The 20,970-nt window shown below is 69.9% G+C and carries 20 protein-coding genes; 11 read left to right on the forward strand and 9 right to left on the reverse strand.

What is annotated here, in order from left to right:
• The first annotated feature begins 56 nt into the window (after positions 1 to 56).
• The 4 genes from CMV14_RS03150 to CMV14_RS03165 are packed head-to-tail and all read left to right on the forward strand — an operon-like array spanning position 57 to position 3,735.
• Entirely contained in the window at positions 57 to 2,117 is a 2,061-nt protein-coding gene (locus CMV14_RS03150) for an NAD(+) synthase (RefSeq protein ID WP_066968030.1), read from the forward strand.
• A gap of 36 nt (positions 2,118 to 2,153) precedes the next feature.
• Positions 2,154 to 2,816, forward strand: coding sequence for a hypothetical protein (locus CMV14_RS03155; protein ID WP_066968033.1), 663 nt, complete (start codon positions 2,154 to 2,156; stop codon positions 2,814 to 2,816).
• Positions 2,813 to 3,289 (forward strand): hypothetical protein, encoded by a 477-nt coding sequence (locus tag CMV14_RS03160; protein WP_066968036.1) that lies wholly within the window; start codon positions 2,813 to 2,815, stop codon positions 3,287 to 3,289. The genes CMV14_RS03155 and CMV14_RS03160 overlap by 4 nt, the downstream gene beginning before the upstream one ends.
• On the forward strand, positions 3,289 to 3,735 hold the full coding sequence (locus CMV14_RS03165; protein ID WP_066968041.1) for a hypothetical protein: 447 nt from the start codon (positions 3,289 to 3,291) through the stop codon (positions 3,733 to 3,735). The genes CMV14_RS03160 and CMV14_RS03165 overlap by 1 nt, the downstream gene beginning before the upstream one ends.
• A 106-nt stretch (positions 3,736 to 3,841) precedes the next feature.
• Here the strand turns inward: CMV14_RS03165 and gspD are convergent, their stop codons facing one another.
• From gspD to gspG, 5 genes are read right to left on the reverse strand one after another with little or no spacing between them, the layout of a single operon-like run.
• Positions 3,842 to 5,884: a type II secretion system secretin GspD gene (gspD, locus tag CMV14_RS03170; RefSeq protein WP_066968059.1), complete on the reverse strand. Its 2,043-nt coding sequence runs from the start codon at positions 5,882 to 5,884 to the stop codon at positions 3,842 to 3,844.
• Positions 5,885 to 5,895: 11 nt separating this feature from the next.
• Positions 5,896 to 6,726 (reverse strand): type II secretion system protein N, encoded by an 831-nt coding sequence (locus tag CMV14_RS03175; protein WP_096367662.1) that lies wholly within the window; start codon positions 6,724 to 6,726, stop codon positions 5,896 to 5,898.
• A complete protein-coding gene (gene gspI, locus CMV14_RS03180; RefSeq protein ID WP_066968964.1) occupies positions 6,723 to 7,094 on the reverse strand; it encodes a type II secretion system minor pseudopilin GspI in 372 nt (123 codons plus the stop codon). The genes CMV14_RS03175 and gspI overlap by 4 nt, the downstream gene beginning before the upstream one ends.
• The gene (locus tag CMV14_RS03185) at positions 7,091 to 7,552 is read right to left on the reverse strand and encodes a GspH/FimT family pseudopilin (protein ID WP_066968962.1); all 462 of its coding nucleotides are present in this window, start codon (positions 7,550 to 7,552) and stop codon (positions 7,091 to 7,093) included. The genes gspI and CMV14_RS03185 overlap by 4 nt, the downstream gene beginning before the upstream one ends.
• A complete protein-coding gene (gene gspG, locus CMV14_RS03190; RefSeq protein ID WP_066968960.1) occupies positions 7,552 to 8,034 on the reverse strand; it encodes a type II secretion system major pseudopilin GspG in 483 nt (160 codons plus the stop codon). Before gspG ends, CMV14_RS03185 begins: the two co-directional genes overlap by 1 nt.
• A 22-nt stretch (positions 8,035 to 8,056) precedes the next feature.
• Here gspG and gspL point away from each other — a divergent pair, with 22 nt between their 5' ends.
• From gspL to CMV14_RS03210, 4 genes are read left to right on the forward strand one after another with little or no spacing between them, the layout of a single operon-like run.
• A complete protein-coding gene (gene gspL / locus CMV14_RS03195; RefSeq protein WP_083216096.1) occupies positions 8,057 to 9,145 on the forward strand; it encodes a type II secretion system protein GspL in 1,089 nt (362 codons plus the stop codon).
• Complete coding sequence (locus CMV14_RS03200; RefSeq protein WP_066968958.1) at positions 9,142 to 9,642, forward strand: type II secretion system protein M; 501 nt, start codon at positions 9,142 to 9,144, stop codon at positions 9,640 to 9,642. Before gspL ends, CMV14_RS03200 begins: the two co-directional genes overlap by 4 nt.
• Positions 9,639 to 11,084, forward strand: a complete 1,446-nt coding sequence (gene gspE / locus CMV14_RS03205) for a type II secretion system ATPase GspE (protein ID WP_066968956.1) — start codon at positions 9,639 to 9,641, stop codon at positions 11,082 to 11,084. The genes CMV14_RS03200 and gspE overlap by 4 nt, the downstream gene beginning before the upstream one ends.
• Positions 11,084 to 12,301, forward strand: coding sequence for a type II secretion system F family protein (locus CMV14_RS03210; protein WP_066968954.1), 1,218 nt, complete (start codon positions 11,084 to 11,086; stop codon positions 12,299 to 12,301). The genes gspE and CMV14_RS03210 overlap by 1 nt, the downstream gene beginning before the upstream one ends.
• 161 nt (positions 12,302 to 12,462) lie before the next feature.
• Here CMV14_RS03210 and CMV14_RS03215 read toward each other — a convergent pair whose 3' ends face one another.
• Positions 12,463 to 13,197: a type II secretion system protein N gene (locus tag CMV14_RS03215; protein ID WP_083216095.1), complete on the reverse strand. Its 735-nt coding sequence runs from the start codon at positions 13,195 to 13,197 to the stop codon at positions 12,463 to 12,465.
• Positions 13,198 to 13,295: 98 nt separating this feature from the next.
• Here CMV14_RS03215 and CMV14_RS03220 point away from each other — a divergent pair, with 98 nt between their 5' ends.
• The 3 genes from CMV14_RS03220 to CMV14_RS03230 are packed head-to-tail and all read left to right on the forward strand — an operon-like array spanning position 13,296 to position 15,627.
• Complete coding sequence (locus tag CMV14_RS03220) at positions 13,296 to 14,213, forward strand: ABC transporter substrate-binding protein (protein ID WP_238147175.1); 918 nt, start codon at positions 13,296 to 13,298, stop codon at positions 14,211 to 14,213.
• Positions 14,210 to 14,758, forward strand: a complete 549-nt coding sequence (locus CMV14_RS03225) for a type II secretion system protein GspJ (protein WP_066968950.1) — start codon at positions 14,210 to 14,212, stop codon at positions 14,756 to 14,758. The genes CMV14_RS03220 and CMV14_RS03225 overlap by 4 nt, the downstream gene beginning before the upstream one ends.
• Positions 14,755 to 15,627 (forward strand): type II secretion system minor pseudopilin, encoded by an 873-nt coding sequence (locus CMV14_RS03230; protein ID WP_066968948.1) that lies wholly within the window; start codon positions 14,755 to 14,757, stop codon positions 15,625 to 15,627. Before CMV14_RS03225 ends, CMV14_RS03230 begins: the two co-directional genes overlap by 4 nt.
• A 194-nt stretch (positions 15,628 to 15,821) precedes the next feature.
• On the opposite strand, the gene CMV14_RS03235 is transcribed toward CMV14_RS03230, so the two are convergent.
• The 3 genes from CMV14_RS03235 to CMV14_RS03245 form a co-directional block, all read right to left on the reverse strand.
• Entirely contained in the window at positions 15,822 to 18,509 is a 2,688-nt protein-coding gene (locus CMV14_RS03235; protein WP_066968947.1) for a TonB-dependent receptor domain-containing protein, read from the reverse strand.
• Positions 18,510 to 18,587: 78 nt separating this feature from the next.
• Positions 18,588 to 20,111 carry a beta-helix domain-containing protein gene (locus CMV14_RS03240; RefSeq protein ID WP_066968945.1) on the reverse strand — a complete coding sequence of 508 codons (1,524 nt, stop codon included), beginning with the start codon at positions 20,109 to 20,111 and terminating at the stop codon, positions 18,588 to 18,590.
• Between the two features lie 131 nt (positions 20,112 to 20,242).
• A complete protein-coding gene (locus CMV14_RS03245; protein WP_066968943.1) occupies positions 20,243 to 20,878 on the reverse strand; it encodes a prolyl hydroxylase family protein in 636 nt (211 codons plus the stop codon).
• Positions 20,879 to 20,970: the final 92 nt, after the last annotated feature.

Consider the following 20,970-nt stretch of genomic DNA (forward strand, 5'->3'; position numbering starts at 1 on the left):
CTTCGTCCCCGCTTCCTCTATGGGAGCGGCTCAAACAGTTGATCGCGAGCGACTAAATGCCCGGTGCCACCCCCTTCCGTTCGATCCACGCCCATGGTTTCGTGCGTGTCGGCGCCGGCACGCCGCTGGCGACGGTGGGCGATGTCGCGGCCAATGTGGCGGGCATTCTCGATCTTGCGAGACAGGCCGATGCCGAGGGCGTCGACCTGCTGGTGCTGCCCGAACTGGCGCTGTCCTCCTATGCGATCGACGATCTCCACCTTCAGGACGCGCTGCTCGACCGTGTCGAGGCGGAGCTGGCGGGGATCGTCGCGGCGAGCGCCGATCTCGCGCCGGTGCTGCTGGTCGGTGCGCCGATCCGCCGCAACGGGCGGCTCTACAATAGCGCGGCGGTGATCTCGCGCGGGCGCATCCTCGGCGTGGTGCCGAAGAGCTTCCTGCCCAATTATCGCGAATATTATGAGAAGCGCTGGTTCGCGCCCGGCCATGGCCTGAGCGGGCTCGACATTCTGCTGTGCGGGCAGCGCGTCCCCTTCGGGCCCGACCTGATCTTCGCGGCCGACGACCTCGCCGACTTTCGTTTCCATGTCGAAATCTGTGAGGATTATTGGGCACCGCTGCCGCCTTCGACGCTGGGCGCGATGGCGGGGGCGCTGATCCTGTGCAACCTCTCCGCCTCGAACATCATCATCGGCAAGGCGCGGGACCGGGCGCTGCTCGCCCAGTCGCAGTCGATGCGCGCCATCGCCGCCTATTGCTATTCGGCGAGCGGCCCCGGGGAGAGCACCACCGACCTGGCCTGGGATGGCCAGGCGATGATCCACGAGATGGGCACGATGCTCGCGGAGTCGAGCCGGTTCGGCATGGACCCCGAACTGATTGCCGCCGATGTCGACGTGTCGCGCCTCCGCCTCGAACGGATGCGGATGGGGACGTTCAACGATGGCGCCGTCGCCGCCGGCCATCCCGAGAAGCGCTTCCGCACCATCGGCTTCGCGCACCGGCCGCACGGGCGCGATGTTGGGCTGCGCCGCTCGATCGCTCGTTTTCCCTTCGTCCCCGCCGACCCCCGCGAGCTCGACGCGGACTGCTATGAAGGCTTCAACATCCAGGTCGAAGGGTTGGTGAAGCGCTTCCAGTCGACCGCCGGCAAGGCGATGGTGATCGGCATTTCCGGCGGTCTCGATTCGACCCATGCGCTGATCGTCGCTGCCAAGGCGTGCGACCGGCTGGGCCTGCCCCGCACCACCATCCGCGGCTACACCATGCCGGGCTTCGCGACCGGCGAGGAGACCAGGGCCAATGCCTGGGCGCTGATGCGCGCGTTGGGCATCACGGCCGAGGAAATCGATATCCGCCCGGCGGCGACCCAGATGCTGGCCGATATGGGGCACCCCTTCGCGAAGGGCGAGCCGGTCTACGATGTCACTTTCGAAAATGTGCAGGCCGGGTTGCGCACCGATTATCTGTTCCGCCTCGCCAACCATCATGGCGGCTTCGTGATCGGCACCGGCGATCTCAGCGAACTGGCGCTCGGCTGGTGCACCTATGGCGTCGGCGACCAGATGAGCCATTATGGCGTCAACGCCGGCGTACCCAAGACGCTGATCCAGTATCTGATCCGCTGGTGCGTCGCGACCGACCAGTTCGATCCCGAGACCGACCGCATCCTGACCGCGATTCTCGGCACCGAGATTTCGCCCGAGCTGGTTCCGGCCGATGCATCGGGCGCGATCCAGAGCACTGAATCGAAGGTCGGGCCCTATGAGCTCAACGACTTTTTCCTCCACCATATCGCCCGGCTGGGGCTGAAGCCGTCGAAGGCCGCCTTCCTGGCCTGGCATGCGTGGAAGGAAGCCGAGGGCGGATTATGGCCGGCGGGTTTCCCGGAGGCGCTGCGCAACAGCTATGATCTGGCGACGATCCGCCGCTGGCTTGAAAGTTTCCTGTTCCGCTTCTTCACGATCAGCCAGTTCAAGCGGTCGGCGATTCCCAACGGGCCCAAGGTGTCGGGCGGCGGCGCGCTGTCCCCGCGCGGCGACTGGCGCGCGCCGTCGGACGGCAATGCGAAGCTCTGGCTCGACGAGCTCGCCGCCGCGCTCGACGGCGAAGGCTGACCGGGGGCGGGGGCGCAAGCCATGTCGGGGGCGCCGATGACGCGATATCGCTGCGTGATGCTCCGCCGCAGCGGTGCTTCGGAGATTCGCGTCGTCCGGGCCGAGGATGAGGCCGCCGCCCGCGCGCAGCTGGCCGCGAAGGGGCTGGAGCCGGTGAGCGTCGAGGCGATCGGGCCGAGCCTGCTCGATGCGCTGCGCGAGAAGAAGCCGGCCCTGCCCGGCTGGCGCCTGCCGCGATGGAACATCCCGCGCTTACGAGTGCCGCAACAGGGCCTGATCGCGGCGGGACTGATCCTGGCGACCATCCCGGTGAGCACCGCGCTGGGCGCCTGGGGGCTGACCGCACTGACCCGCTGGCAGGCACATCGGCTGGCACAGCGCGAGGCGCCGGCGTTGGCCCGCTATGAGCGGGTGGCGCTGGTCGAGGGTAGCCGCCGCCATGTCATGGCGGTGATGACGTCTCCGCCGGTATCGGCGGTCGTGGTGCGGCTGGCGCGCCTGCTGCCACCGGATACGGGGTTGGCCGCGGTCTCGCTCGATGAGGGCGGTGCCCTCGTCATCGAGGTCGAGACTCCCGATCCCGATGCGCTACGCGGCGCGCTGGCCGCCGATCCCCTGTTCGCCGGGCTCGATGAGGTCGGCCAGACGCGAACCGATGAAGCGACGCTGCAGGTCACGCTGAAGGGGGCGATCCGGTGATCGCGCTGCTCGATCGGCGCTGGGCGAAGCCCGCCCTGGCGGTCGGATTGGCGGTGGCCGTGCTGCTGGCATGGACCGGCCTCGAAGCGCTGGGTTCCGCGCGCGGCGATCTTGCTGTGACCGCCGCGCGTGCGCGGGCCGGTGGCGCCGCGCCGCGCGCCCTGTTGCCGGATGGCCTTGCCCAGACAGGCGATGCTTCGGCGCTGGCGGCGAAGCTGCGCGGGGCGGCGCTGGCCCGGCGCCTGCTGGTGGAACGGATCGCCGCTGTTGGGCCCTCGGTCGACGCGCCCGCCGAGCTTGCTGTCGACCTCAGCGTGTCGGGGCCGGAAAGTGATGTGCTGGCTTTCGCGCGGGCGATCGAAACCGGCCGGCCGGCGGTCCGCTTCAGCCGCTGGCGGCTGGCGCGCACCGGGCGTGGCGAGACCGCGATCCGCCTCGATGCGCGCGCCGTCGGCTATGGGGAGCCGCGTTGATGCGGGCGCTTTCGCCATGGACGGCCGTGGCAGCCCTGTTCGCGGTGGCGGTTCCCGCCATGCTGGTCTGGTCGACGCGGCCCACCTATCCTGATGTGGTCCGCCCCGGCGCGACGGTGGTCCCCTCGGCGGTGCCGCCGGCCAACATCGCCGCGCGTTCGCTGTTCCTGCCGCCGATCGATCCGGCGCGGCTTCCGGAGGTGGAGGGCGCGCCGCAGCTGATCGGCATCGCCGGCCGCCTGCCCGACAAGGCTGTCGCGATGGTGCGCGCCGCCGACGGGACCACCCGGGTGCTGTCGCCGGGTCAGGCCCATGAAGGCTGGACGCTTGAGAGCCTGTCGCCCGATGCCGCGCTGTTCACGCGCGGCGGGCGGCGGGTGCGCTCCTTCCTGCCGGCGCCCGAAGCCGAGGCGCCCGACGAGGAGCAGGCAGAAGAGGGGCTATAGTGCGTCGCCCCGGCGGAGGCCGGGGCCGTAGCGATGTTCATCTCCGGCGTGGCGGCAGGAACCGGTGACGGCCCCGGCCTCCGCCGGGGCGACGCTGCGGGGTGGCTCAATAAACCCCGGAAATCTCCACCGGCAGGCGGGCGCGGGGCGGTTCGAGGAGCAGCGGGGCATGTTTGCCCAGCATCGCCTCGTCATAGCGGGTGCGCGCATATTTGGCTTCGGTGACGGCGCGGGTCGCGGCCTGATCGCGCAATATGGTCGGCTTCAGGAAGACGAACAGGGTGCGCTTCACCTGCGCTTCCCTGCGGCTCTTGAACAGTTCGCCCAGCACCGGGACATCGCCCAGGATCGGAACCTGGCTCTTGGTCAGCGTCCGGTCGTCGGCGATCAGGCCGCCGAGCACGATCGTCTGGCCGTCATCGGCGAGCACGGTCGTCTGGATGCTGCGCCGGTTGGTGATGAGGTCGGCCGCGCCGATCACGGCGGGGACGAGCGCCGACACCTCCTGCGCCACCTCCAGCCGCACGACATTGCCCTGGTGGATGCGCGGCACGACCTTCAGGGTCAGGCCGACGTCCTGGCGCTCGATCGTGGTGAAGGGGTTGAGCGAGTTGCCGTCGGTGGCGAAGCTGCCTGTGCGGAAGGGGACGTTCTGGCCGACCACGATCTCGGCCGGCTCATTGTCGAGCGTGGTGAGGCTCGGCGTCGACAGCAGGTTGGCGCGGGTCGACTGGCCCAATGCCTGGACCAGCACGCTGAAATTGTCGCCCAAGCCGATATTGGCCGATCCGCCATTGGGCGCCACCGCCACAGCCGCCGGCGCGCCGATCGCGCCCAGGATGGTGGAGAGCGACACGCCCGGGCCGGTGGTGAAGGAGGTGGCGGCGCCGTCGCCCCGGTTGAGCGCCGCCGCGCCCAGCCCGAGCTGGACCGAGAGCTGCTCGGCCTCGTCGCCGCTGATCTCGACGATCGCCGCCTCGATCAGCACCTGCGGGCGACGGACATCGAGCTGGGCGATCAGTGGCTCGACCTCGGCGATCGCGGCGGGGGTGCCGCGCAGCACGATGGCGTTGAGTTCGGGGGCCGGCTGGACGGTCAGCTCGGGAGTCGAGAAACCCTTCGCGGCGCCGTCTCCATCGCCGGCCGCGGCTGCGGGCGCCTCGGCCCCCCCGCCCAGGGTCGAGGGAGTTGAGCCCAGCGACATCGACGATGCCGCCATCCGCGCGTTCGATTCCTGCCGGGTGATCCGGGCGCGGCCGCCGGCCACGGCGCGGGCGACCGGGTTGGTCACCGCGCCCTGCTCGCCCAGCACGCCGCGCAGCACATCCGTCACCGCTTCGGAATCGCCATTGTTGAGCCGGATCATCCGCGTGACCGGCACCCCAGCGCCCGGCTTGTCGATGGTGCTGGCAAGGCGGCGGGCCTCGGAAACCATGTTGGGCTCGCCCCGGACGAGGACGATGTTGCTGCGCTCATCGGCGACGACGCGGGGGCCGCCCGTCTGGGTGCCATCGCCGAACACGCCCTGGATCGCGGCCGCCACATCCTTGGCGTTGGCGTAGCGCAGGGTGATGCTGTCGAATCGGCCGCCCCCCCCATAATCGAGCGCGCGGGCGAGCGATTCGATGCGGCGGACATTCTCGGCATAGTCGGTGACGATGATCGCGTTCGGGCTCGACATCGCCTCGATGCTGCCGAACTGCGCGACCAGCGGGCGGAAGACGCGCACCGCCTGCTCGCCCGATACATTCTGGAGCCGGATCATCCGGGTGGTGACGTCTTGCCCCGACAGGCGCCCGCCGACCCCGGCATCGCGGATCGCGGTGGCCTGCGGGATGATACGCCAGGCGCGGCCCGAGCGGACGGCGGCGAAGCCATGGACCCTGAGCACTGACTGGAACAGGTCCCACACCCCATCGACCGACAGGGGCTCGGCGGAGGTGACGTTGACGGTTCCCTTCACCGCCGGGTCGAGGATCAGGGTGCGGCCGGTGATCCGGGAGATTTGCTCGGCGACGTCGGATATCTCCACCGCGCGCATGTTGACGACCACGTCGGCGGGCTGGGCCGCGCCCTGGGCCAGAACCGGCGTCGCCACCAGCGAGGCGGCCACCAGGGCGGAGAGGGCGGTTCGGGCGGGGAGATACACGGTGCTGATCCTCAACGGAGAGCGAAAGAGAAGGAGATGCGCTTGCCGCCGCGCAGCACATCGACCTGCGCCGGGCCGGCCATCGCCTGGGCGATGAGCTGGCGGTCGCTGGCGACGGCGGTGGCGGGCAGGCCGTTGATGCGCTCGATGACGTCGCCGGGCTGGAGCCCCGCCCGGCGCGCTTCCGGCGAAGGCTCGGCGCCGATCCGGTAGGCACCGGCGGCGGGTGCCGCGCCGAGCTTCTGGAGCAGATCGAGCGGGCCGGCTCCGGCGGTGGCGGCCGGCGGCGGGGCAATGGCCTGCATCGGCTGCGTGCCCGATCCGTCGGATGGGCCGGTCGCGGGAACGCCGGTGATAACGGGCGAGGCGGGGGGGGGCGCGGCTGCGGGCGGCGCCCCCCCTGCCGATACGCGCGGCAGATCGAGCCGTTCGAGCCGACCGTTGACCCGCAGCAGCACGCGATCGAGCGCGATCTCCTCGATCGTGGCGCCGCCGGGCACCGCCTGCCCGATCGCATAGGCAACCGGCTGGCCGCCGGCCGGGGCGATCAGTGCGGAGGAGGCCGATCGCGGATCGGCGAGGATCACGCCGCGCAGGACAAGGGCGAGGGCGGTCGGCTGGGCCGAGCCGGCATCGGGCCGGCCGAAAGGGGCCAGCGCCAGTGCGGGCGCGATGTCGGCGGCGGGGGCCGGCGGCGTCGCCGGGCCGGCTGCCGGGGGCGGGGCGGCGGCGGGGCGCGCTCCGACCAGCCGCCAGGTCAGCCCGGCAAGGGCGACGGCGACCGAGGCGATCACCAGCCCGGTGAAGATGTCGGCGGCGCGGGAGGCCTGGCGCGGGGTCATCGCGTCGTCGTGCCCTTGTCGCGGAAGCCGTCGAGCGTGACGAGCGGTGCCCTGCCGCCGACGTCCGACACGGCGACCTGCACCTTGGCGAGGTCGGGATCGTCGGTGGCACTTTCGCTAACCACGACGTTCCAGCGCTGGCCCAGCATCTCCACGACCGAGGGACCGGCGCGCGCGCCGGGCAGCGCCAGCTCGGCCAGCCGGTTCTGCGCGACGAGCTGCGCGGCGGCGCGGCGTTCGAGGCCACGGATCGAATCGACATGCGCTTCCGCCGCGCGCACCAGCCCCGCGGCGGCGATGGCAAGCACCAGCAGCGCCACCAGCGCCTCGATCAGGGAGAACCCCTCCTGCCCCGCCCGCGCGATCATGCGGCGGGCGCCGCGACGGGGGTGGCGGACAGCCCGTCATAGACCACAAGCCAGCGATCATCCCCGGCCTTCAGCCCGATCGCGGCGGGGACCCCGCTGCCGTCGACGCCGAGCAGCAGCGGCGGGGTGCGGCGGCCCATGTCGAGGCGGATGCCGGCGGGCAGGCGGTGGCGGGCATGGCCGTCATCGCTGCCCTCGCGCCACGCCGCGCCGTCGCCGTCGAGGAAGGCATAGCTCTTCGCATCCCAGGTGAAGGCGACCGGGCGATCCGACACCATCGCCTCGTCGGCCACCGACTGGAGCCGGGACGAGAGGCGCCGCGCCTCCGATTCGACGCTGGGCGCGCGGGTGGCGGCACCGATGCCGAGCGCGGTCGCGCCGGCGGCGACGCCGATGATGGCGAGCACCGCCAGCATCTCGACCAGGGTCATGCCCGATTCGCCCCCACGCGATTCCATCAGGGCGCTTTAGCATCCAGATCGGCGTCGAGTCCCTCGCCACCGGGCTTGCCGTCCTTGCCGAGACTCATCAGGTCGAAGCCGCCGCCCGCGCCGGGGTAACGATAGACATAGGGCCGCTGCCACGGATCGACCGGCGCCCGTTCCAGATAGCCCTCGGGCGACCAGTTGCGCGGCTCGGGCGCGGTTGTCGGCTTGGCGGACAGCGCGGCCAGGCCCTGCTCTGTCGTCGGATAATCGCCATTGTCGAGCCGGTACATCTTCAGCGCGGCGGAGATGGTGCGCATGTCGGTCTTGGCGGTCGTCACCCGTGCCTCATCGGGCCGGTTGGCGACGTTCATCACGATCATCCCGGCGATCACGCCGATGATGACCAGCACCACCAGCATCTCGATCAGGGTGAGGCCGGCCTCGCGATCCGAAATCGCGCGCTGCCCGCGATGTTCGGGCTCGTCATGAAAGTGTTGCGAAACTATGATCATGGGCGCGCTATGAGATACATCGATGAAACTCATGTTACAGTCGCCTAGCATAGCGCCCGCTTTCGCGCGGATAAAAAATGCGCTCGCCGACCGCGCGGCCGGGGGCGTGTGGATGCTGGACGGTGGCGTGCCGCACGCCATTGCGGCCAGTGCCGCCCGCGATCTGCTGCTGGTTCCCGCCGAACAGGTGTTGGTGCTGGGGGCGGCACTTCCCCTGCCGTCGCGGGCCAAGCGGATCGCCGCGCTGCCCTTCGCGATCGAAGACCGGATCGCGGCCCGTGCCGATCAGGTCCATCTCGCGCTGGGCGCGCAGGGGCCGGGCGGAGAATGGCTGGCCGGGGTGGTCGATCCCGCGCTGATGGCGGGCTGGGTCGCGGAGGCCGAGGCCGCCGGGCTCGGCGACGCCACGATCATGCCGGATGCGCTGGCGCTGCCGCTGCCCGAGCCGGGGTGCTGGAGCGTCCACCGGATCGGCGCGCGCATATTGGCGCGGCTGCCAGACGGCACCGGCTTCGCGGCGATGGAGCCGCTGTTCCTGTCGATCTGGGCCGCAGCGGGCAGGCCCGAATGCGACGAGGCAGGCTTCGGCGATGCGGCCATTCCGATCGCGCTGGACCTGCGACAGGGCATCTTCGCCCGCCCGCGCCAGGGGCTATCGCGCACCGCGCGGCGGGTGGCGCTGGTCGCGGCTGGTGGATTGCTGGCCCATGGCGCGATCGCCACCGCCGACACCTTCGCCCTGCGCTCGATCGCGGCCAAGCGCGGCGCCGAGCTGACCGCCCAGCTCAACGCTTCGGCGCCCGGCCGCTTCACCGGCAGCGATCCGCATGAGGCCGCCGCCGTCGCCGCCGAGATATTGCCGGCAGGCGGCACCGCGCCGCCCGGCGCGCTGCTGCCGCTGCTGACCCGTGCGTCCGCCGCGCTGGCGCCGTTCGGCGGCGCGGTGACGGTGCGGGCGATGCGGTTCGACGAGGCGGGGCGGAGCCTGCGCTTCGATTGCGATTCGGCCGATCCGGGTGCGGCACGCGGCATCGTCGACGCGCTCCGCCAGGCGGGGCTGAACGGGCGATTCGAAGGCGACAGCCTGATCGTGACGGGAGGGGCCGCATGACCCTCGACTTCGCCACCCTCTTCCCCACCGCCGAGCCGGCGCGGCAGAAGCTGGTCGGCTGGTGGCAGGCGCGCAGCCGGCGCGAGCAGATTCTCCTCGCGGTGATGGGTGCGCTGATCGCGCTGTGGCTGCTGATCAGCCTGATCGTCCTGCCGATCCAGCGCGCCCGTGCCGAGGCGCTCGCCGATATCCGCACCTATGAAGCGCTGACCGCGCGGCTGCGCAGCGCCGGGACGATCGGATCGCAGCCCGTGACGGTGCAGGGCGGCCCGCCGGCGCAGATATTGTCGACCACCGCCGCCACCTTCGGGATCGTTCCGGTGGTCAATGGCGATGGCTCCGACCTGAGCGTGACTGTCGCCGACGCGCCCTATGATTCGCTGCTGCGCTGGATCGCGGCGGTCGAGCAGGGCAGCCGGCTGCGCGTCACCGCCCTGCGGATCGAGCGCCGGCCGACCAGCGGCTTCGTCTCGGCATCGCTGGTGGTGCGGCCATGACCGCGCTTCCCTACAGCTTCGCGCGCCGCCATGGCGTGCTGGTCCAGGACGGCGAGCGCTGCCTCCACCGCGCGGGGGCGGACCCGCATGCGCTGCTGGAGATGCAGCGCCGTTTCGGCCCGCTGCTCGCCTTCGAGAGCGTGGCGGACGAGGCGTTCGACGGCGCCATCGCCGCGCAATATCGCGACAGTGCGGCGGGCGGCATGGACCTGAGCGAGACCGACGATCTCGCCACCTTGGCCGACAGCGCGGCGGCGGTCGACGATCTGCTCGACAGCCGGGACGACAGCCCGGTGATCAAGCTGATCAACGCGCTGCTGCTGCAGGCGGTGAAGGACGGCGCCTCCGACATCCACGTCGAGACGCAGGAGAAAAGGCTGATCGTCCGCTTCCGGGTCGATGGCGTGCTGCGCGACATCGTCGAGCCGAAGCGCGCGCTGGCGCCGCTGCTGGTCAGCCGCATCAAGGTGATGGCGCGGCTCGACATCGCCGAAAAGCGGATACCGCAGGACGGGCGCGTGACGCTCCGGGTCGGCGGCTACGACATCGACGTCCGCGTCTCGACCATACCGACCCAGCATGGCGAGCGGGTGGTGATGCGCCTGCTCGATCGCGGTTCGTCGGGGCTCGATCTGGCCGCGCTCGGCATGTCCGAGCAGGACCGGGAGACCTTCGGCAAGCTGCTCGACAGGCCGCACGGGATTCTGCTCGTCACCGGTCCGACCGGATCGGGCAAGACGACCACCCTCTACACCGCGCTGACCCACCTGAACGACCGCAAGCGCAACATCATGACGGTCGAGGACCCGATCGAATATGAGCTGGCGGGGATCGGCCAGACCCAGGTCAACGCCAAGACCGGCATGACCTTTGCGCGCGGCCTGCGCGCGATCCTGCGCCAGGATCCCGACGTGATCATGGTCGGCGAGATCCGCGACCAGGAGACCGCCGAGGTTGCGGTGCGATCGTCGATGACGGGGCATTTCGTGCTGTCGACCTTGCACACCAACAGCGCGATCGGATCGGTCACCCGGCTGATCGACATGGGGGTGGAGCGCTATCTGCTGGCGCCGATGGTGGTCGGCCTGATCGCCCAGCGGCTGGTGCGCCGGCTGTGCGAACATTGCCGCTGGCAGGACCGTTCGACCGAGGCCGATTCGATCCTGCTCGGCAAGGCGCTGAAGCCCGGCAAGAAGGTCTGGCGGGCGCAGGGCTGCGAGCATTGCCATGGCGAGGGCTATTCGGGACGGCTCGGGCTTTATGAGGTGGTGGCGGCCGATGACGAGCTGCGCCGCCTGATCCACGACGGCGCTTCCGAGGCGCAGCTCACCGCCGCCGCGCGCAAGCTGGGGCCGAGCCTGCTGGAGGACGGCGTCGCCAAGCTCAAGGCCGGGCTGACGACGGTTGAAGAGGTGGCGCGGGTCGTGCAGGACGAAGGCTGATGCCGGCTTTTGCGTATCGCGCCGTCGATGCGCGCGGTTCCTCCAAGGCGGGGGTGATCGAGGCATCGAGCCCCGCCGCAGCGCGCCAGCTGCTGCGCGACCGCGAGCTGTTGCCGACCTCGGTGGAGGCGGCAACCGCCGGGGGCGCCGCGCCGGGACTGGTGGCGCGGTTCCGCAAGCGGATCGGGGCGCGGGCGCTGTCGACGGTGACGCGGCAGATCGCGACGCTCGTGACCAGCGAGGTCAATGTCGAACATGCGCTGAAGCTGGTCGCCGACCAGGCCGAGAGCGCTACGCTGCGCTCGCTCCTGCTCGATGTGCGCGGGGCGATCCTCGACGGCTACAGCTTTGCCGCCGCGCTGAAGCTCCATCCGGGGACCTTCCCGGAGTTCTACACCGCCTCGGTCGCGGCGGGCGAACAGGCGGGGCGGCTGCCCCAGGTGCTCGAGCATCTCGCCGACTTCGTCGAGAACCGGCAGCGCAACCAGCAGAAAATCCAGCTCGCCCTGCTCTATCCGGCGCTGCTGGCGCTGGTTTCCTTCGGGATGATGGCGCTGCTGATGGTCTATGTCGTGCCCGACATCGTCCGGGTGTTCATCTCGCGCGGGGCCGAGCTGCCCTTCCTCACCCGCGCGCTGATCGCGATCTCCACCGGGCTGCAGAGCTACGGATTGGCGATGATGATTGCGCTTCTGGCGGCCATCCTGCTGTTCGGGCGCTGGCTGCGGGTGCCGGCCAACCGGCTGCGCTTCGATCGCGGTTTCGCGCGGACATGGCCGTTCGCTCGGTTCAGCCGCCAATATAATGCGGCGCGCTTCGCGGCGAGCCTGGCGACGCTGGTGCAAAGCTCGGTGCCGCTGGTCGAGGCGCTCAATGCGGCGGCGGCCGTCACCCCCAACGTCCATTTCCGCGAGGCGGCGCTGGGCGTCGCCGCGCGGGTGCGTGAGGGTGCCAGCCTGCAGGCGGCGATGGGCGAATCGGGCATCTTCCCGTCGATGCTGGTGGCGATCGTCGCGAGCGGCGAGAATGGCGGCCAGCTCGGTCCGGCCCTTGCCCGCGCCGCCGCCGAGCTGGAACGCGAGCTGGAGGCGATGGCGGCCATGCTGGTCGCACTGGTGGAGCCGCTCGTGCTGCTGCTGATGGGCGGGCTGGTGCTGCTGATGGTGCTGGCGATCCTGCTGCCGATCATCAACCTCAACAATATCGTGGGGATGTGATGGGGGTGGCCGTCCAAGATCCTCCCTGCGCGAAGCGTGGGGAGGGGGACCATCCGGAGGATGGTGGAGGGGTCTGGCGCGCAGCGCCAGCTTCGCTGTCGCCCCCTCCACCGCCTGCGGCGGTCCCCCTCCCCATCCTGCGGATAGGGAGGATCTTCAGGTCAGAGCTCGGTCTCGATCTTCATCCCGCCCGGGGTGGAGGCGAAGGGCAGGGCCGCTGCGCCCTCGGCGGTGACGATCAGCTGGAGTTTGCCGTCCTTGTCCAGCCCGCCGACCACGAAGGGGGTGCGCGGCTGGCCGAGCGCGGCAAGGTTGATGACCGCGAGGCCCGGCGTCTGACGGATGTCGAGCGCCATAGCGGGCACGCCGACCGGCGGCTGCCCGCCGAACGCCTGGCAGCTGCCCGGATCGCTGCGCAGCCTGCCCTCCGCGCCCTGGTCGTCGCCGCCGATCGACAGCCGCTCGAGATCGATCTGCATCCGCAGGGTGCAGGCGAAGCTGGGCCTGATCAGCGCGCCGAGCAGCGCCCCGTTGGCGGTGCCGCTGACATTGTCGAGCAGCACCCGGCCCGGCCGCAGCAATGCCCGGCCGGCGAGCGAGGTTTCGGGCCCTTCGGCGGTCACGTCCGCCGCGAAGCCGAAGCGCGCGATGCTGCGCAGAGGGGCCCAGCGCCATTCGATCCGGTTCGCGGCATCGAGCGGCGCCGATCCGTGCCAGATCGTGCCGGTCGCGTCTGGAAGGGGCGAAACCAGCTGCGCGGGAATCGTCGCCAGCAGGCTCAGCAGATATATGGCTACGCCCATGCCGGTGAAGATCAGCGTGCGGCGGTTGAAGCGGCGGCGTTCGGGAGCATCCGATGAATCGAGATAGGCGTCGCGTTCTGGGTCTGCTGCCATCGGCGCTGCTGCTGGGGTCGGCATCGTCACTCTGGTCTCCGATCGGGGCGGCCCCGGCGAGGAAGGCGAAGCGGCCGCGCGCGGCGCTGCTCCTGCCCATGTCTGGCGCTTCGGCCACGGTCGGCCTTAGCATGCAGCGCGCGGCGATGCTCGCGCTAACGCCGGGTGCCAAGGCCGAGGATACCATCCTGCTCGATACCGGCGGCACGGCGGCGGGGGCCGGCGCGGCGGTCACCCAGGCGCTGAAGGGCGCCGCCCGGATCATCGTCGGCCCGCTGTTCGCCGAGGAGAGCCGCGCGGCGGCGCGGGCCGCAGGCGCGGTGCCGGTGCTGAGCTTCAGCAATGACGAGGCGCTGGCCGGGAACGGCGCCTTTCTGCTCGGCATCACCGCCGGGCAGAGCGTCACCGCGATCCTCCGCTATGCGCGCGGGCGTGGGGTGAAGCGGGTGGCGGTGCTCGGTGGCTCGTCGCGCTGGGCGGCGCAGGGCGTGGCGGCGGCGGAGCGGCTGCGCGGCGCGGCCGGGCTCGACGTGATCGTCCTGCCGGCGGGCACGGTGGCGGCGAGCCTGCCGGCTTTGCTGCGCGGCGTGCAGCCCGATGCGCTGCTCGTCGCCGAGGGCGGCGATGCGCTGCGCGCCGTGGCGCGGGCGACGGCGGGCAGCGGCCTCCAGCTGCTCGGCACGCAACAGGCGCTCGACCTTCCGCCGCAGGACATGGCGGGTGCATGGCTGTCGGGGCCGAACCCCGACGCGCTGTCCGACTTCGCAGGCCGCTATCAGGGCGGCACGATCAGCGCGCCCGGCCTGATCGCCGCGTTGGCCTATGATGCGATGACGATCGTCGAAATGCTGCGGGCGGGGGGTGTGGTCGATCGCAACGCGCTGCTCGCCCGGCCCTTCCCGATCGTCACCGGCCCGATCCGCTTCGCCGCCGACGGCAGCGCCCAGCGCGAGCTGGCGGTGCTGGTCGCCGGGCAGGACGGCTATATGCTGGCGGGCAAGAGCGGGTCGTTGTGACGCTGGAGGCGGAGGAAGCCGGCTTCACCCTGATCGAGCTGATCATCTCGCTTGCCCTGTTCGGGCTGATCGCGATGGCGGGGCTCGCGCTGGTCGACGGGCTGCTGGGCATCCAGCGCCGCACCGACGGCCGGCTGGAGCGCCTCGCCGATGTGCAGCGCGCGATGTATGTCGTCGACAATGATCTGTCGCAGGTCGGCGGCGGCGAGCTTCAGGGCGACGGTGCCGGGCTGAGCTTCAGCCGCCCGCTCGCCGCCGAGGGCGGCGTGCCGGTGCGGGTCGGCTACCAGCTCGGCGCCGGGACATTGCTGCGCAGCATCAGCGGGCCCGGACTGCCGCAAGGGGCGCAGCGCGTGCTGCAGGGCGTGGGATCGGTCCGCTGGAGCTATTACCGGCCCGGCCTGGGCTGGATCGACCGCTGGCCCCCCGCCCCGGAACTGGCGCAGCAATGGCCCGCCGCCGTCGCCGCCGACATCGTGCTGGCTCCGGGCGGGACGGTAACGGGATCGCTGCGGCGGGTCGTGCCGCTGCCGGCGCATCCATGAGCGAGGGAGGGCGAGACGACGAGGGGATGATCCTCGTCAATGTCCTGCTGTTCGTGGCGATCGCGAGCGGCGTCCTGCTGCTGATGATCACATCGGAGGATTCGGCGCTCGAACGCGCGTCGCGGATGCGCGAGGCGGCGCGCGCCATGGCGATCGCGCGGGGCGGCGAGGTGTCGGCGGTGGTCGCGCTGCGCCGCGACGCGGTTGTGGCGCCCGACAGCGACAGCCGCGCAGAGCCGTGGGGGGCGCTGTCGGAAAGCGGCGCCCCGATCGAGGGCGGCAGCTTCGACCTCGCCATCGCCGATGCGCAGGACCGCTTCAACATCAACGCGCTGATGCAGCCCGATCCGGTCGCCGCCGGCATCCTCGGCCGCATCGCCGGCGCGGTCGGGATGAGCGAGGAGCAGGCGGCCAAGGCGACCGCCGCGATCCGCGCGGCGGGGCCGGTCAGCGACCTGAGACCGCTCGGCGCGCTCGGCCTGCCGCCGGGTCAGCTCGCGCGGTTGTCCGGCCTCGTCACGGCGCTGCCCTATGACAGCAGGATCAATCTCAACGCCGCGAGCGAGGACATGCTGGCTGTGCTGACCGGCGATGCGATGGCCGCGCGCCGCATCGTCGCCACCCGCGAGCGGCAGGGCTTTGTCACGGCCGCCGATCTGGCGACGCTGAACGTCTCGATGCCGCAGGGGGCGGGGCTGACCTCGAATCTGTTCTGGGTACGCAGCCGGGTGCGGATCGGCGACACCAGCCAGCAGCTCACCAGCCTGATCGCCCGCAAGGACACACCCGATGGCGGCGGCAAGCAGGCTGTGGTGGTCGGCCGCTGGGTGGGCGCCTCGGCGCCGGTGCAGGCGCCGAGGCTGCCGTGAACTGGATGGGCCGCGGATCGGCCTCGCGGCGGTCGGCATATTCCGCGTCACCCTGAACTCGTTTCAGGGTCCACTCCTTACCCGCTCCGGCGCTCCCGTTGATGAGTGGATGCTGAACCGCGTTCAGCATGACGTAAACGAGAAAGGGCGCGGAGCTTCCGCCCCGCGCCCCTTCCCTGATCCGGTCGAGAGGATCAGAAGTTGGCGGTGAGCCCCAGCGAGAAGCTGCGGCCGACATCGTAGCGGTTGAGATAGACGATGTTCGCGCCGGCCTTCTGGAACTCCTTGTAGCCGGTGCCCGTCAGGTTGCGGGCCTCGATCTTCAGTTCCATGTCGGTGTTCAGGATCTTGAAGCCCTGGCGGCCGACGAGGTCGAGGCGGATGCCCGGCTTCTCCTGGATGTCGGGCTGGCTGAGCGTGCCCTGGATCGGGCCGCGGTTGGTGACGCGCTCGCTCGCATAGTTGAACAGGACGGTGAGCTGCGAGAGCCGCTCGGTATCCTCGAAGCTGAGCTGGATATTGCCGATATGATCGGACTGGCCGGTCAGCGGCGCGCCGTCGCGGAACAGCGCGTTGGCGGCGACCGGGGACAGGTCCGGGCCGATCACGATCGAATTGTCGACCTTCAACTTCGACTTGGTGAAGGTGTAGTTGCCGATCAGCACCAGCCGCTTGGTCTCGAAGAAGGACCCGCCCAGCGTATCGAGCGGGACATGCTTCTCGACCTCGATCTCGGCGCCGTAGAGCTGCGCTTCGGGCGCGTTGGCGAAGCCGGTGCGCAGCACGCCGCCACCCGCAAAGAAGGCCGCGGCCTCGATCGGGTTGTTGAGCTTCTTGTAGAAGCCGGCGACCGACAGGCGCTGGTTGCGGTCGAAATACCATTCGAAGCGCGCCTCGCCGTTATACAGCGTCGAATCGCGCAGGAAGGGGTTGCCGGTGAACTGGCGGTCGCTGTCGAAATCCTGGTAGATCTGGCGCGCAAGCTCGCGGAACTGCGGGCGGGCGACGGTCTTCGATCCGGCCAGGCGGACCTGCATGTCGTCTTGGATATTATAGGTCAGCGTGGCGGCCGGTAGCAGGTAGCTCTTCGACAGCTGGGTGCCCGCGCCCGCGTCCGGGGTGACGAACTGCTCGGCATCCTCGTAGCGGAGGCCGCCCTGCAGCCGCAGGCCCTGGGCCAGTTCGATCTCGGCCTGGCCATAGGCTGCCTTGATCTCCAGGCCGGCGCTGTAGGCGCGCGAGCCCTCGGCGCCCGAAACGTCGCGCAGCTGGATGTTGTAGGTGTAGATATTATAGTCGGAGACCAGGAAGTCCGGACGCTCCTGCGCGACCGCAAGGTCCAGCGCGCCGGCCGGACGGAAATACTGGAACTGGTAGCGTTCCGACTGGCGCTTGGTCTTGCTGTAGGCGACGCCGCCGCTGATCGTGCCGGTCAGGGCGCCATCCAGCTTGTAGGCAATGTCGCCGCTGGCGGCATAGATATCCTCGTTCAGATCGCTGAACGCGATATCGGCCGACTGGCCGCCCGAGGCGAGGTTGTTGATATAGTCGCCCGCCTGCGCGCTGTAGAAATAGCTGAACCCACGCTCATAGGGGCTCTCGCGCTGCGAATTGGCATAGGTGGCGCGCAGGTCGATGCTGAGCGGCCCGAAGCGCAGCTCGGCGACGCCCTGGGTGTCGATCAGCTGGCGCTCGAACCAGTAGGTGTTCTGCTTGATCAGCGAATCCGGCTGGCCGGCGACGGGATCGGACACGCTGCGATTGTAGCCCGACGACAAGCGGCCCTGCTTGACGGTGTCGCGGATGAACAGGTTGGTCCAGCGGAACTTGTGGTCGTTCACCTCGGCGCCGAGGCCGAGCAGGCCGTTCACCGTGACGTGGTTGTCGGTGATGACGGTCTGGAACTGGCTGTTCGGGATGCCGGCGAGGCCCGGATCGATCGACGACTGCTGCAGCACGTCGCGGGTTTTCCAGCTGTTGCTGAAGCCGAGCGCGGCAAGCACGCCGACCCGGCCGCTGTCGGTGTCCATCGAGGTGCCGGCGGTGATGTCGGCCGAGAAATTGGCGGGAATGTTGCGGTTGCGCTGGAGCAGCGACGTATCCGCATTGTTCAGGCTTGCCGCGAAATCCTGCAGGTCGGCGGCGCTGTAGGTCGCTCCCTGGACGATAGGCGTGGTGCTCGAATTCTTGACCGCGGCCTTCAGTCCGCGCGGAATGTCGCGGGTGCCGTTATCGAAACCGAACCAGTCATAGTCCGAGCCATAATAGGTATAGCCCAGCTTGCCGGTCGTCTCGCTGTCCCCGCTGATCGAGCCACCGATCGACAGGAAGGGCTCGCTGGGGATCGCCTTGGTAGTCAGGTTGATCACGCCGCCGCCGAACTCGCCCGGATAATTGGCCGAATAGCTCTTCTGGACGAGCGAGGAGGCGAGGATGCTGGTGGGGAACAGGTCGAGCGGGACAACGCGCTTGAGCGGTTCGGGGCTCGGCAGCGGCGAGCCGTTGAGCAGCGCCAGCGAATAGCGGTCGCCGAGGCCGCGGACATAGACGAAGCCGTTGCCGACCACCGACAGGCCGGTGACGCGCTGGAGTGCGCCCGCGATGTCGCCATCGCCGGTGCGGGCGATATCGGCCGAGGAGAGGACCGAGACGACCTGCGGGGTCGCGCGGATCACATTCTGCTGCCGGCGGCCGGTCACGACGATATCGCGGGTCGAGGGCGCGGAGGCGCCGAGGGTCGAGACTTCGACCTGCTCTTCCTCGGGTTCGGCGGCGGCGGGTGGCGTGGCGGGTGCGGCGGGAGTCTGGGCGAGCGCCGCCGCAGACGTCATCAGCGCCGTCGAGAGAAGGAGAGAGCGCCCGAGGGCGAGAGGAGTCTTCATGGTGGTGTCCCCGTTCGGATGAGCGAACGGGCGGCGACCGCTTTCGCGACCGCCGCCCGCCAGGTCGTCAAGCGTCGGTCAGTTCGGGATCGCGGTGCACGACCCGCTAGTGCTGCCGAACGATGCGGTCGAGGAGTTGCAGGCCCAGCCCGCATACCAGGTGTCGCTCGTATCGCGCACCGCGCCGATATAGCTGGTGGTCACGAAGAAGCTGCCGAGGGTCGCCGCGTTGAAGGCGGTGCGGGCGGCTTCGTTGGCGCCGTTGACGAAGGTACCGGTCAGCGACGAGGTGAAGGCCGGGTTGTTGTTGGTGCCGGCGGTGAAGATCGTCTGGACCGCCGCCTCGTTGCCGTCGGCACGATAGGGCGCGGTGGCGCAGGCGAGGACGACCGAGTTGAACACCGGCGGGCCGACATCGTCGAGGGCGCTGTTCGCCGCGCGGGTGGTGGTGCCGCCGGTCTCGTCGATGTCGAGGCACGATCCAGTGCCGGTGACGACGCCGTTGACCATCGTGTAGTCGGTACCGCCGCGCAGCAGCATCACATTGCCGCCCTGGACGGTCGAGCGCTGGACGAAGGTGAAGTTGGCGAGGCGGGTGTTCTGGCGGGGCAGAGCATCCTCGTTGCCGTTCGAGTCGGCCTCGATCATCGAGTCGCCGTTATTGGCATCGCGCTGGACGGCGATGACGAACTGGATGAAGCCCTTATAGCCGAGGTCGGTGTCGAGCGCGTCGTCGTCGGCGCCGGTCATCACCAGATATTTCAGGTTGGCGCGGCCGCCGAAGATCTCGATGCCGTCGTCCGAGCTGTTGTGGATCTGGATGTGGTCGAGGGTGGTGCCGCTGCCGACGCCGCCCAGGGTCAGGCCCTGCAGTTCGTTGCCGGGCGCGATCGCGAAGCCCGAATAGCGGATCTGGACATATTGCAGCGTGCCGCTGTTGTCCGCCGCCTGGTCGCCGCCGTAGAGCGAGCTGGTGGTGCCTTCGATGACCTGCTGGCAGGTGGCCGAGCCGCCCGCGACCGAGGTGTTGCAATCCGAGATCGGCGCGCGGCCGAGCAGGACGATGCCGCCCCACAGGCCCTGGCTGCTGTCGGTGGTGGTGCCGAGCACATTGTCGCGCGCGGTGAAGATGATCGGCTGGGTCGCGGTGCCGATCGCGTTGAGGCGCGAGCCGCGGTTGACGACCAGATAATCGTTGCCCGACGAGGCAAAGACGGTGACGCCCGGCTGGACGGTGAGGGTGACGCGCTGGCCACCGGTGGCGTTGCCGTCGCCGCCGATGTCGGTGCCGACATTGACCGGGCCCGACAGCGAGTAGATCACGCCCGGCAGCTTCTGCAGGGTGGTGTCGGCGGTGATGCGGCCCGAAATCTCGCAGTTACGGAAGGCCGTGGTGATGGTGCCGCGGTCGATCGTGCCGGTCGGGCAGGACGCGGCTGCCTGGCCCGGGGTCGGGGTCGGCGTGGGGGTCGGCGTCGGGGTGGGCGTCGGGGTTGGGGTGACGATCGTGCCTTCGCCCGGCGAGGCGACGTCGTCGGCGCCGCCGCAGGCGGTCAGGGCCAGGGCGCACCCCAGCATCAGGATGGAACGGAAGTTTTTCATGATTGCCCCTTTGCTGGACCACAGGGTCGCGCGCCGACTCCGGCACCGCCCGTCGGGAGTCGCCTCTAGTGGGGCTGGATGGCGGTGCGATTACGCCAGCGTGACAGTTTCGAGACAGCGGGCGGCAGCTGTCACCGTATCGGCCAGGGGCGCTCGCGATACCATTTGGTGATCACATATTTGCTCCCCTGGCGGACCTTCATCCCGCAATGCAGCGTCCAGGGATTGGGTTTGCCGTCGGCGGTGATATTGGCCCAGACGACCAGCTTGCCGGGCTCCGGCTGGATGATCTTGTCGAGTCGCCGGAACCGGGTCGCTCCGCCCGCGCCGGGTTGGTTGAGGTAGATCATCGCCGTCCAGCTGCGCTGGCCGGTCTCGCCGCAATGGGTGAGATAGTCGAAGCCGGTCGGCTCGAAATAGTCGGTATGGTCGCGGAACTCGTCCCCCACGTCATATTTCTGGCCCTGGATTGGCTCCCCCAGCGCGGGATCGATTCCCAGCATGTCGGCGATATCGGCATCGAGCCCGGCCGCAAGGGCGCTCGCGGGATCGAGATCGCAGGTCTTGCTGGTGCGAAAATAGGCGACGCCCTGATCATCGGCGATCGTCGAGGGGCGGTTGTCGCGGTCGATCAGCGCCACCAGTTCCGCGCAGCGCGCTGCATCGAGGAACTCTCGAACGATGAACAGCTCCGCCTTGGAGCCAGGCATCTTTTGTGCGCCGCGGCTCCGCAGATGCGCGGCAACGGGGGTGACGGAATCGGTCATGATGCGGTCGCTTCTAGCGCGACCGCGCCGGTCTGGGATATGCGCTCTGTCATCCGCCTGTCATCAGGGCGCCACCGCGTCGACCATCGGGA

It is taken from the genome of Rhizorhabdus dicambivorans (assembly GCF_002355275.1).
Classification (GTDB): Bacteria; Pseudomonadota; Alphaproteobacteria; order Sphingomonadales; family Sphingomonadaceae; genus Rhizorhabdus; species Rhizorhabdus dicambivorans.